Below are 11664 nucleotides of genomic sequence, written 5' to 3' on the forward strand. Positions count from 1 at the left end.
TAATCCGTTTTATTATTCTGCTGCCTCTGGAGGAATTAGTTCCTCAGGAATGTCCATTCCAACTTCTTCAAAATACGTATACGCCCCGATATGTAACGGCACAGAAACTCCGTCTAATGCCGTTTCTAAAGACATTGCTTTTGCGGAATTATGAACTTGATACATCGTTTCTAAGTTCTCAAATAAAATCTTCGTCAATCGGTAAACGCTTTCATCATCAAGGTGTTTATCTACAGCTAAGATATTTGATTGCGCAATCGTTTCAATTGGTTCTTCTTGTCTTGGATAGGACTCTTCCTCAATTGTGTACCTAAAAAAGACCGGCTGTCCGTCATTAATTGAATCTAATTGGTCGTCTGTTACTTCGAGTACACTAGCATTGACTCCACTTGCAAACATATCCGTAATAGCCGTTACTGGGACCCCTGCTGGTAAAGAACCTCCATCTAATCGACCGTCACGCATGGATGAAATCGTATCGTCGTAACCAAGATAATCTGGTGAAATATCTTGGATCGAAAGATCGATTCCATTAATTAAAGCAAGCGTCGACTGTTCAGTTCCACTCGCTTGTGGTCCAACAGAAAATGACTGACCTTCAATATCAGCGATCGTACCTGTCTCAACATAATTGTTCATCAAAACAAAGTGTTCAACATTTGGCCAAAGCATCGTAATGGAACGTAAGTCTTCATAAGCGTTCCCTTCAAAAACCGATGTTCCTTGATAAGCTTGGTCAGCAATTAGCCCTTGAAGTATTGCGAATTGCGCTTCTTCTTTTCTAAGTAAATCAATATTTTCCACCGAACCGGCAGAAGACTGACCTGTCGCGCGTATTCCTTCGTCAATCAACTCTTCTGTCCATAAATTTCCCATCCCTACGCCAATTGGATAATATGTACCTCCTGTCGATGCTGTGGCAATTGAAAAATATTGATTTCCTTCATTACAAGATGCCAACAACATTGACGTACTAACTAGTCCTGCAAGAATCGTTGTTTTCTTGAGCACCTAAATTCCTCCCCTTTATGTAAGCGCTTAAGTAAGTTGTATGACAAGTATACAACTTATCGGACAAATTACAATATAAATATTAGATAATTAGCTTTTTTTAATGAATTAATAAAAAAAAGAACCCTCCAGGGTTCTAATTACGGTTTATAAACGTACGATACATGACTCTTAGACAGTTCTGATGGTCGTTCATCGACTCGCTAGCTTCCAGTTAATAGATTCTAAGTAAGACAGTTAATTCTTCAATTTCTACATCGATCGCTTTTGCACATTCATAGTGTTCATGATCATTTAGTCGATTTTGAAATTGAACGAGCCATTCTAGCTCCCTTAGAAAAATCTTACGGTCTTCATAGCTCATCATTAAAGCCCCAATTCAGCGCTAGTATATTTTTATATACCCATTATACATGAAACCAAAACGATGGCTAGATGTAACGTCATAATTTCTATTTTGGAACGTTTAACTCTAACCATTCGTCTGTTTCTTCAAAGCCGTACCTTAAATAAACTGACCTTCCTAACGCAGATGCACCAAGCCATAACTTATGTACTCCCCGCTCTTTCGCTTCATTCACAGCTAGATCAAGCATTTTTGTTCCAAACCCTTTACCTCTATGTGTTGGTTTAGTATATATGTTCGTAATATACCCTTTCACACCGCTTACGTTCGTATAGGTAGGTGGAAATTGATAAAAGACAATTGCACTCGTAGCAACGATCTCACCTTGTTCCTCAGCAAGCCATTGGATGAGGTCATCTGACTCAATCTTGTCCATGAAAAACTGTCGCAATTGATCGTCAATTCCCTGATCAGCTGTAATACCTTCATCAATTAATTGCTTCTTTCGTATGTCGATTAAACCTTCTACGTCATTCAGTGTTGCACGTCTTATAAACATGACCTTGCACCTCCATTTGCGTTCAGTGCCATCGTATCATATTCACGGATTTGCGTTTCGCTCCTTATGATGTAGGGAATTAAAAAGCCATTATCATAACGTTTATAGGGAGCTAGCGAACATGAAAAAACGATATGCTGCGCCAATATTTATTCTCCTTAGCTTGTACATCGGTTTTAATGGCGCATTTTTATTTGATTATATTTTAGCAATGAATGTGTATTATTTTTGGGTTCCATTTGTCGCCTTTACACTTAGCTTTTTCCTTGGTCGGTTCATCGCCCACCTGACAATTGGACGCTTTATAAAAGTCTTCGGTGCGCTTTTTTTGAGTCTATTTTTACCTTTTTTATACATTGCAATTCCGATCGACTTGTTACTTATTAGTTTATAATTCTTAGAACTACTCACCTCTGAAATAGTAAACATTATTCTCCTGGTCGGCTTGGTAACCTTTATAACGTTGTTACTCGTTATGTATCGTAATGCATGGTCACCGATTATTCAACATCACACGATTACGTCCACAAAAACTTCTAAAGAATTGTCATTTAAAATTGCTGTCATTACCGATATTCATCTAGGCAATATCAATGGCAACCGCCGAATACAACAACTCGTAAAAAAAGTAAATCGACTGAATGCCGATGCCATTGCACTCATTGGCGATGTGATGGAAGACAACATTGAACCGCTAAAGAGAAATAAAATGTTTGATGAGTTATCTCACTTAAAATCCAAGCTCGGCACGTTTGTTGTGCTTGGAAATCATGAATTTTACGGTCAAGATGTTGATGAATATATTGAACGAATGAAAGAAGCAAACTTCTCTTTGTTACAAGATGATATTGTTTACCTCGGAGATTCAATCTCAATTATCGGACGTAAAGATGCTGAAGATCCTACAAATCGTAAACTGGCTAAACAAATGGTCAAAGATGTTTCACGAGAGCGATTTGGCATCGTCTTAGACCATCAACCACTCGATCTTAAAGAACTTTCAACTAACGATCACATTGACCTTGTCTTCTCCGGTCATACTCATCGAGGCCAAGTATCACCATTACACTTTGTTACGAATAAAAAGTTCCCGCTAGACTATGGAATAAAAACACATAACGGTACATCAATGATCGTTTCATCCGGCTTTGGAACGTGGGGACCGCCCATTCGACTAGGGAGTCGTTCAGAAATTCGCTTCGTTGATGTTCGTTTTCAAAGAGCATCTTCTTGACTGTATACTTCTTCCAATTTGATCAATACTAAAAAAATCAAACCGTCAAGGAGGAAGAAGTATGAGCATTTGGCTAGACGAACACGAGCACACCTACCCGAAAGTAAATTCCGATATAGAAGTTGACCATCTCATCGTCGGTGCCGGGATTACTGGAATTACTCTCGCCTATTTGCTTTCTAAGAAAGGGAAAAACGTGACCCTCATCGATGCAAACCGACTCATGGATGGGACGACAGGGCATACGACAGCTAAAATCACGGCTCAACACGCACTGATTTACGATGAATTCAAATCAAACATCGGCAAAAGCAATGCACGCATCCATTATGAAGGTGCTGCTGATGCAGCAAAGCAAATTGAATCAACCATTCAAGAACTTGAAATCGATTGTGACTACGAAAAAAAAGATGCAATTCTTTATGCTACAAGTGATCGCTACGTTCAAAAGCTTGAACAAGAAGAAAAAGCCTATGATGCGTTAAACATTCCGTATGAACATACGCAAATTGATATGCTCTCATCAAAGAAAGCATTAAAAATGGCAAACCAAGCTGAGATGCATCCGACGAAGTACCTTTCTGCACTCGTTCATGAGATTACTCGAGCAGGCGGAACCATTTATGAGAACACGGTTGCAGTCAACATAAACCACGGTGAACAAACTGTTGTAGAGACGAGTGATGGCAATCAGATCACTTGCTCAAATGTGTACATTTGTACTCATTTCCCCTTTTATGAAGGTAGTCATTTTTATTTTTCCAGACTTACCGCTGAACGCTCCTACGTGATTGCGATTGAGCCGATGCAAATGATCGATGACGGGATGTATTTAAATCCTGAATCACCCAATACGAGATCGATACGTAAAGCTTCTTATAAAGGGAAAGATGTACTATTAATCGGAGGTGAGAGTCATAAAGCAGGACAAGGGAAAGCCGTATCCCATCATTACTTAGCTTTAGAGAAATTCGCTGAAGAAACGTTCGGGATCAAACAAGTGATTGATCGCTGGTCTGCGCAAGATTTAACGACGCTTGATAAATTACCGTATATCGGGCCGATGCATGACGATTATCCGAATACCTATGTAAGTACAGGTTATCGTAAATGGGGAATGACTACAGGTACGCTCGCTGCCATGATTTTAAGCGACTTAGCAGAACAAAAACAAAACCGTTATGCCGATTTGTATAATCCGAAACGTTTTTATGCAGATCCATCTATTGTTACGTTTCTTCGTGAGAATTTGAACGTCGCTACACACTTGATTAAAGGAAAGCTAGATGGGACGAAGCAATCTTTAGGCGAGTTAGAACGTGGAACTGGCACCGTATTTAAACATAATGGTCAGCGAAGTGGTGCTTATCGAGATGATGATGGTCAACTTCATATCGTTGATACAACATGCACACACCTCGGTTGCGAAGTAAACTGGAATGATGGGGATCGTACGTGGGATTGTCCTTGTCACGGTTCACGGTTTTCATACACTGGAGAAGTTATTGAAGGTCCTGCTGAGAAACCGTTACAAACGAAATCGTATACGATGTTCGATGCGATTGATGTCGATCAAGAATCATCCGGTTATTAATGACAACAAACTCATGAAGATTTGTATCGATCTTGAACCTAATTAACATGTGGCTAAGAATACTTGAACAAAAAGTGAGCAAGGATTCTTCCTTACTCACTTTTTGTAACAGTACGATTATCCCACGTTCTTCGACGACTTGTGCGAGAGAAGATTTAATTGAAATATTCTCAAATTGTATTCCTAACTGTACAGCTGTTTGAGCGATCTCAGGTCGTAATCCTGAAAGTGTCGTTGATACACCTAGAAGTCTAAGACCTTCAATTAATTGAAAGATTTGTTGAGCAACCATCGTATCAATGATGGGTACACCAGATAAATCAATAAATAGCTCAGTAATTTTCTTCTCAGCACTTTGTGAAAGTGTTTGTTCAAACATAATCTTTGCGCGGTATGTATCGATGTCTCCTACAACAGGTAAAAGTGCCGTTCTTTGACTCAACATTAGAATCGGACAACTTAATTCAACAATGGTCTTTTGTTGTGCTCTCGTTCGCATTTGCGACTGAGATTCATATTCTTTCGTAAACTGAACAATCACATCATTCATCTGCTTCGTAATTGCCTTTAGCCAATGCCGCTGTTCAGCAACATCCATTGTCGGATCAACAGTTTGCAAATATTCTTCGAACAATTCGATATAAATTAATTGGTTGTTCATAAATTCACCAATAATTGTATCTAATGGGGTGTTCTGATGATATTCATCCTTTGCTACTCGCGCTACCCAAGAATCAACGTGTATAACACCGTCACCTTTGAATAAATTAAAAAATTGAATATGGAAATCATGATTTTGCTTCTTTAATTTCGTAATGACGCTTTCATTTTTACTTCCATACACACCTTCATCGGATTCCAAATCTTCAAACCAGCGCTCAGTAATGCCCTCACTTCGTTTGATCATGTATGTATACAGTTGATTGTTCTCGTTCATGCTCTTCTCCTCTAATCTGTAATATTCAATGGTTATTAAAGATAAATTTGTGCGTGTCTATTGTACATTCTGTTGGATAAAATAACTCATGAAAGTAAAACATAGCCTACTTGGCTATGCTTCTCATTAATGATTCAAATCCGAGTGTATGAAACCATATAATGATGGTAATCAAATAAGGTACATCCTCATATACCCGGATCTACCACGGCTTAAACCCATTATTTTAAAATAAATAAAGTTTATTTTTTGTTACGCTTAATTCCTAGTCTTGTCCGCTCACTACGTACATCAAAAGCAAATTCATCCATTCGCTTAATCGCATTTAAATAGACAGATCCTAAGCGTAGCGTATCAATTTCATCGAACAGTGAAATAAAACGAATGTTATTATCATCGAAATACGTTAACATCTCAAGTAATAATTCGCTCGAAGCGGCTAAACAAGAAAGCTTAACGACAACAACCGTGTCCTTTGGTTGTAATTGCTCAAGTAAATCATGTAGTTCTTTATCGGAACCCTCACCAAAATCCCCTTCTTGGACAATCGTGTTGACGCCATACTTTTCTAGCAGTTGATTTTGAAGCCAACCTTCTTCATCCCGACTGTATGGTCTTACATATCCATAAATCATAGTAGCACCTCTTTTAAGTATGAACGTATTGTTATTATTACCTTTACACACTTAACTTTACAAGTAGTAAAGATCTCCTATACGTACACTACCCTCCGTTCAACCTTTTGAATCATCACCTTTAAAACAACTTCATTTGTTCATTCTCAACTTCTGTTATGTTAGAAACCGTCAGGCCTAATAAACGAATTCCTTGATCTGTTTCTCCAATTTCATCGTACAACTTCTGGCCAAGTTGATAAATCTTATCTGCTGACTTGAAATCTGTGGCATTACTGATCCTCCTCGTGATCGTTTCAAAAGAATTGTAACGGACTTTAAGAACGACTGTTTTCCCTTTTTTCCCGTGGCGTTCGAGTGCAGCTTGCACTTCTTTACTTAATCTCATGAGTTCTCGTTTTACTTCATCCTCAGAGAAAAGGTTCGAAAAGTACGTATGTTCTTTCCCAACCGACTTGCGATTTCTCGTCAACGAAAGTGGTTTGTTATCGATTCCACGGATCTTACGATAATAAGACATCCCTGCCTTACCGAAGTACCTTACTAAATCCATCTGATCTAACTGATACAAGTCTTCCCCATAATAGATGCCTAATTCATGCATACGAAATGTTGTTTTCGGACCAATACCGTGAAACTTTTCAATCGGTAACTCCCGTAAAAAATCAACCGCTTTTTCTGGAGGGATGACGGTTAAGCCCGCAGGTTTATTCTGGTCTGAGGCAATCTTAGCAATAAATTTGTTATAGGATACACCTGCAGAACTTGTAAGTCTCGTCTCTTTGTAAATTTGCCGTTGTAAGTGCTTTGCGACAACGGTAGCACTATCAATTTGCAACTTGTTGTTCGTCACATCAAGATAAGCCTCATCAATAGACATCGGTTCTACATAATCGGTGATTTTTCGCATGATTTGTAGGATTTGCTCTGATGCCTCTTTGTAAGCAGGGTAATTTCCTTCAATAAAAATCCCTTCTGGACAGCGCTCATACGCTTCGTATGCACTCATTGCTGAATGGATCCCAAACTTCCTAGCTTCATAATTGGCAGTTGCAACAATTCCCTTTCCACCTGTTTTTCGTGGGTGCTTCGCAATAATGACAGGCTTCCCTTTTAAGGAAGGGTTATCTCGTTCTTCGACTGAGGAGAAAAATGCATCCATGTCTACATGAATGATCTTTCTCGATACATTATTATACGGTTCAGGAAACTGAAGATCACTCGACATTGCATGTTCTCCCCTTTCTAAATCTCATTATAACGAACAAATGATCGCATCTCAAACAATTAAAAACCCTTGCGATTTATTTCGCAAGGGCAATGAGTTTTATTCGTCGTCACTGTCTTCTTCATCCGATTCTTCTTCGGAATCTTCTTCAGGCATTTCTTCATCGTCTTCCATGAGTTCAGCACCTGCAATTTCAATATCTAGACCGAGTTTATAATCAACACCTGGGGTGTAATTATTACCTGCATTCCAAAGGAGGAATTCATAAATATTGTTGTCATAAAGTGCTTTAATTTGAGCTTCAATTTCTGGTGCATCATAAGATGTCCATTGTCCATCTGGCAAATAGGATGCGGTAAAGTCTTGCAACCAAGGACGTGAAACCGGTGGGTTATCAAGTTCTTCTAATACTTCATTTTCTACTTGAGAATAATAGTCCATCACGTTGTATGGCTCCAAATCTGGGTATCTAATACCCGGTAAGCTACCTTCTCCCCAATGACTTGGGTAAGGCATTGAAGAAATGACGTCTACGTTCTCAGAAATTGCTGCAAAGCTTTGGCCGATGTTTGGTTCATCGTACATTGCTGCTACTCCGAAAATATCAACTGATACTTTGACACCATACTCTCTAAGTTCCTCACGAGCATATTCAACGAAATCTGTTACAGCAGCGATCCGCTTTTCGTAACGATCCATATCTGTGTCAGCATAATTGCCTTCTGTATAATTGAGCATATCATCACGACTGCCAAACCCTTCTGGGAATCGTACATAGTCAAATTGAATCTCTTTAAAGCCTGCTTCTGCCGCTTGGCGTGCAACTTCTACGTTGTATTCCCATACTTCTTCTGAGAATGGATTTACAAAGGCAGATCCACCTGGGTTTGTCCACACATTGCCTCCTTCAGTAAACGACAATTCAGGTTCTTGTTTTCCTAAAATCGTATCTTTAAATACAACGACACGGGCAATTGGATAGATCTGTGACTCTTCTAACGTATCCATCATTCCCTCGACATCTGTAATCACATCACGTGAATTCTCTTGAACACGCTCATCCTCTGAGTCTGTTTCGAATGTAATAAATCCGTCGTCATCTTTGACGTCAATAACCATTGCGTTTAAGTCTGTACTGTCGACAAAATCAACGAGTTCATTGAATTTCTGGCCACCAGCCGAGTGTGCCGTTGAGAAAATTCCACGGACGCCATCTTCTGGGTACTCAATGTTCACACCGCTATCATATGTAAATCGGTCTGGGATCAGACGTGGTAACGTAAGTAGATCTTCTTCAGCATCTGGAATTGCAAATAACCTAGCTTCACTTTCATCTTCTGAACCTTCGTCTGAATCTTCATCAGCTTCTTCTGAGTCTTCTTCCGTCTCTTCTACGTCTTGTTCTGTGTCTTCAGCTTCTTCCTCAGCAGACACGCTTGTGATACTTAACGTTGTAACAACAAATCCGGCTACTACGAATGCTGACAACTTCCACGGTTTGATCATTTATTCACCCTCCTCTTCCGGCGTAGGCATTTCAAAGTTTGCTAGAATTTCTTGCATATTAATTAATGCATCTTCCAATTCGTACCAATTAGCATTCATTGCGCGGTGAGTATCGTTAACATTCTCAATCCCATCCGTAATATCGGCAAAGTCAGCTTCTTCACTGCTTAGCGTTTCAAAGTATTCACTTTGAGCGCTCAAGTTGTGACGGTATTCATCAATAAACTGGGATAATTCCGCACCATAATCTGAAAGCCCTACTGAAAATTCTTCGATATCGTTCGGAAGTTCTTCTGCATCTACATGCTCAATGGCTTGTCCGATCGTATTCAATTCCTGGTTAATTTGGCTATGTATTGAATCGAGCGATTGCAAAATGTCCTCTCGATCACTTAAATTCGAAGCTACTTGACCCGTACCTTCGAGTAATGCTCCCTCACTATCATTGGCTAAGTCTTCTTCAAAATCCAACTGTAAATCTTCTTCAACGTTAAGTAATTGTTCCGCTTCTGTTTGAAAATCTTGAATGTAAGTCTCTATGCCATCAACAGCATTACCCGCGTCTTCTGCACTAGCAGTCTCTTCAGAGTCCGTACATGCCGATAACAGAACGAGCGTTAACGCCAGACCACTTACTGATACTTTCTTTTTCAACACAAGCCCTCCCTTTTCTTACAGTTCTCACATGTGAAGTTCATGTTACACATGACCATTTCTAAATACAAACAATATCCATCATAACTCGTCAATCACATTATCGATATTATACCAATCATCAGAATACATGAATAGGGAATTTGTATAAATTTGTCATTTATTATCAAATCGGTTTAAATGTAAGCATTTTAGTGAATAAGAGAATAACACATCTAGGAGGGATCAATCATGAGCGATAAAGCGACGGATAAACTTAAAGGAATGGCGAACCAAGCGAAAGGTAGCGTAAAAGACGCAACAGGAAAAGCTACAAACAACAAAAAGATGCAAGCAGAGGGAAAGACAGACAAATTAAAAGGAAAAGCACAAGATACGAAAGCAAACGCCAAACATGAAATGGATAAATAAATTCAACGTGCAGCTTTGCAAGACAAAGTTGCATTCTTTTTTGTATAATGATGATTAACCGCCTTAACGTTTGAAAGGAATACTTCATGAAACACACTCAGCAAGATTTCACTAAAGGTCCATTGTTTAAACCGCTCGTGTTTTTTTCTGGTCCGATTATGATTACGAACTTGCTTCAGTCTTCTTTTCAAATTACTGACAGCCTTTGGGTCGGAAATTTACTAGGAGCAAGTTCTCTAGGTGCCGTCGCCATTTCAAGCACCATAATGTTTACCGTCTTGTCTTTTGTAATCGGCTTGAACAATGCCTCTTTAACCATTCTATCGCAACAAAGAGGCAAAGATAATGAACAAGGATTACGTTCTTACTTAAATGCTTTTGTCGTCATCATGGCTGTCATCGCGACTCTGTTTGGAATTGCAGGCTATGTATTTTCAGAATCGCTCCTTTCACTCATCGGTACACCAGAGTCGATTATAGAGCAAGCAATCGCTTACTTACAAATTACCTTTATCGGTATTATTTTTTTATTTGGGTACAACTTTATTAGTACAATTCTTCGTGCGTTAGGTGATAGTAAAACACCACTCAAGATTGTACTTATTGCCGTGATTCTAAATATTATCTTCGATCCGTTGTTTATCGTAGGGTTTAATCTTGGAATTGAGGGCGCCGCTTATGCGACGATTGCATCTCAAGGGCTCGCATTTTTTTATGGGCTATTTTATGTCATTAAACATCAGCTTGCCCCATTTTCTTTGCCTACGTTACCTAAACGAGTCGAAGCATCTTTAATCTTTCGTCTTGGCATCCCATCTGGACTACAAATGGCCGTAATCTCAGCCGGTGTTGCCGCCATTTTAAGTGTTGTTACTGGGTTTGGCGAATATGTTGTTGCTGGATTTAGTGCCGCTCAACGTTTGGATAGTTTAATTTTGTTACCTGCCATGGCTTTAGGAACTGCTGTTAACAGCATCGCAGGACAAAACATCGGTGCTCAAAGCTGGGATCGTGTCCGCCAACTAGCTACACTCGCTGTGCTCTACAACTTTGCGATTATGTTTACAATCGCTCTACTTGTCGTGATTTTTGCGGAGCAAGGGGTCAGACTATTTATACAAGACGAAGAAGCAGTCGCTTTTGGGACACGTTATTTGCAAATCGTTGCACTATGCTATCCGTTTCTCGGTGTGAATTTCGTTTTGAATGGGATCGTACGTGCCTCTGGAGCGATGTACCAAGTGCTTATCTTAAACATCCTCTCGTTTTGGGTGCTTCGCTATCCGTTAACTGCACTATTCTCCCATTGGTTCGGTGAGGTTGGCATCGGCATTGGAATGGGTATCAGCTTAATCATCGGTAGTCTGTTTGCCTATCTTTACTTTCGTTACGGAAAATGGGATCAAAAACAAATATTCGCTGAACAATAGACGAGCCAGTCTTGGCTCGTCTATTGTTCATCACGTGACGTTCTTTAAGCTACGAACAGGTTAAAAAGAGACATTATTACGGAACTAGCAGAGGTTAAACAAAAGATGTATTTATTTAT

At 39.4% G+C, this 11664-nt stretch carries 13 protein-coding genes; 5 read left to right on the top strand and 8 right to left on the bottom strand.

What is annotated here, in order from left to right; translation table 11 throughout:
- Window positions 1-12 precede the first annotated feature (12 nt).
- The 3 genes from JOD17_RS17995 to JOD17_RS18005 all read right to left on the bottom strand — a co-directional run bounded on the left by JOD17_RS17995 (window position 13) and on the right by JOD17_RS18005 (window position 1916).
- The gene (locus JOD17_RS17995) at window positions 13-1011 is read right to left on the bottom strand and encodes a TAXI family TRAP transporter solute-binding subunit (RefSeq protein WP_338028826.1); all 999 of its coding nucleotides are present in this window, start codon (window positions 1009-1011) and stop codon (window positions 13-15) included.
- Between the two features lie 214 nt (window positions 1012-1225).
- Window positions 1226-1375 carry a hypothetical protein gene (locus JOD17_RS18000; protein ID WP_193745043.1) on the bottom strand — a complete coding sequence of 50 codons (150 nt, stop codon included), beginning with the start codon at window positions 1373-1375 and terminating at the stop codon, window positions 1226-1228.
- Between the two features lie 88 nt (window positions 1376-1463).
- Entirely contained in the window at window positions 1464-1916 is a 453-nt protein-coding gene (locus JOD17_RS18005) for a GNAT family N-acetyltransferase (protein WP_204699407.1), read from the bottom strand.
- A 121-nt stretch (window positions 1917-2037) separates the two neighbouring features.
- Between JOD17_RS18005 and JOD17_RS18010 the strand changes: the two genes are divergently transcribed.
- The 3 genes from JOD17_RS18010 (at window position 2038) to JOD17_RS18020 (ending at window position 4744) form a co-directional block, all read left to right on the top strand.
- Window positions 2038-2310: a hypothetical protein gene (locus JOD17_RS18010; RefSeq protein WP_204699409.1), complete on the top strand. Its 273-nt coding sequence runs from the start codon at window positions 2038-2040 to the stop codon at window positions 2308-2310.
- Between the two features lie 81 nt (window positions 2311-2391).
- The gene (locus JOD17_RS18015) at window positions 2392-3150 is read left to right on the top strand and encodes a metallophosphoesterase (protein ID WP_204699410.1); all 759 of its coding nucleotides are present in this window, start codon (window positions 2392-2394) and stop codon (window positions 3148-3150) included.
- 61 nt (window positions 3151-3211) lie between these two features.
- Window positions 3212-4744, top strand: coding sequence for an FAD-dependent oxidoreductase (locus JOD17_RS18020; protein WP_204699411.1), 1533 nt, complete (start codon window positions 3212-3214; stop codon window positions 4742-4744).
- Here the strand turns inward: JOD17_RS18020 and JOD17_RS18025 are convergent.
- The 5 genes from JOD17_RS18025 to JOD17_RS18045 form a co-directional block, all read right to left on the bottom strand.
- On the bottom strand, window positions 4653-5681 hold the full coding sequence (locus JOD17_RS18025) for an STAS domain-containing protein (RefSeq protein ID WP_204699413.1): 1029 nt from the start codon (window positions 5679-5681) through the stop codon (window positions 4653-4655). The genes JOD17_RS18020 and JOD17_RS18025 overlap by 92 nt on opposite strands.
- A gap of 242 nt (window positions 5682-5923) precedes the next feature.
- Window positions 5924-6316, bottom strand: a complete 393-nt coding sequence (locus tag JOD17_RS18030) for a recombinase family protein (RefSeq protein ID WP_204699415.1) — start codon at window positions 6314-6316, stop codon at window positions 5924-5926.
- Between the two features lie 121 nt (window positions 6317-6437).
- The gene (gene dinB, locus JOD17_RS18035; protein WP_204699419.1) at window positions 6438-7544 is read right to left on the bottom strand and encodes a DNA polymerase IV; all 1107 of its coding nucleotides are present in this window, start codon (window positions 7542-7544) and stop codon (window positions 6438-6440) included.
- A 99-nt stretch (window positions 7545-7643) separates the two neighbouring features.
- Window positions 7644-9050 (bottom strand): putative glycoside hydrolase, encoded by a 1407-nt coding sequence (locus JOD17_RS18040; RefSeq protein ID WP_204699420.1) that lies wholly within the window; start codon window positions 9048-9050, stop codon window positions 7644-7646.
- On the bottom strand, window positions 9051-9704 hold the full coding sequence (locus JOD17_RS18045) for a YkyA family protein (RefSeq protein ID WP_204699421.1): 654 nt from the start codon (window positions 9702-9704) through the stop codon (window positions 9051-9053).
- Window positions 9705-9935: 231 nt separating this feature from the next.
- Here JOD17_RS18045 and JOD17_RS18050 point away from each other — a divergent pair, with 231 nt between their 5' ends.
- Window positions 9936-10115 (top strand): CsbD family protein, encoded by a 180-nt coding sequence (locus JOD17_RS18050; RefSeq protein ID WP_204699422.1) that lies wholly within the window; start codon window positions 9936-9938, stop codon window positions 10113-10115.
- 86 nt (window positions 10116-10201) lie between these two features.
- Window positions 10202-11545, top strand: a complete 1344-nt coding sequence (locus JOD17_RS18055) for an MATE family efflux transporter (RefSeq protein ID WP_204699423.1) — start codon at window positions 10202-10204, stop codon at window positions 11543-11545.
- Window positions 11546-11664 lie beyond the last annotated feature (119 nt).

The sequence above is a fragment of the Geomicrobium sediminis genome (genome assembly GCF_016908595.1).
Taxonomy (GTDB): Bacteria; Bacillota; Bacilli; order Bacillales; family Marinococcaceae; genus Geomicrobium_A; species Geomicrobium_A sediminis.

Coding starts and splice junctions, on each gene's coding strand:
- JOD17_RS18000 (WP_193745043.1), bottom strand. CDS start 1,375: ATGAGCTATGAAGACCGTAAGATTTTTCTAAGGGAGCTAGAATGGCTC.
- JOD17_RS18005 (WP_204699407.1), bottom strand. CDS start 1,916: ATGTTTATAAGACGTGCAACACTGAATGACGTAGAAGGTTTAATCGAC.
- JOD17_RS18010 (WP_204699409.1), top strand. CDS start 2,038: ATGAAAAAACGATATGCTGCGCCAATATTTATTCTCCTTAGCTTGTAC.
- JOD17_RS18015 (WP_204699410.1), top strand. CDS start 2,392: ATGTATCGTAATGCATGGTCACCGATTATTCAACATCACACGATTACG.
- JOD17_RS18020 (WP_204699411.1), top strand. CDS start 3,212: ATGAGCATTTGGCTAGACGAACACGAGCACACCTACCCGAAAGTAAAT.
- JOD17_RS18025 (WP_204699413.1), bottom strand. CDS start 5,681: ATGAACGAGAACAATCAACTGTATACATACATGATCAAACGAAGTGAG.
- JOD17_RS18030 (WP_204699415.1), bottom strand. CDS start 6,316: ATGATTTATGGATATGTAAGACCATACAGTCGGGATGAAGAAGGTTGG.
- dinB (WP_204699419.1), bottom strand. CDS start 7,544: ATGTCGAGTGATCTTCAGTTTCCTGAACCGTATAATAATGTATCGAGA.
- JOD17_RS18040 (WP_204699420.1), bottom strand. CDS start 9,050: ATGATCAAACCGTGGAAGTTGTCAGCATTCGTAGTAGCCGGATTTGTT.
- JOD17_RS18050 (WP_204699422.1), top strand. CDS start 9,936: ATGAGCGATAAAGCGACGGATAAACTTAAAGGAATGGCGAACCAAGCG.
- JOD17_RS18055 (WP_204699423.1), top strand. CDS start 10,202: ATGAAACACACTCAGCAAGATTTCACTAAAGGTCCATTGTTTAAACCG.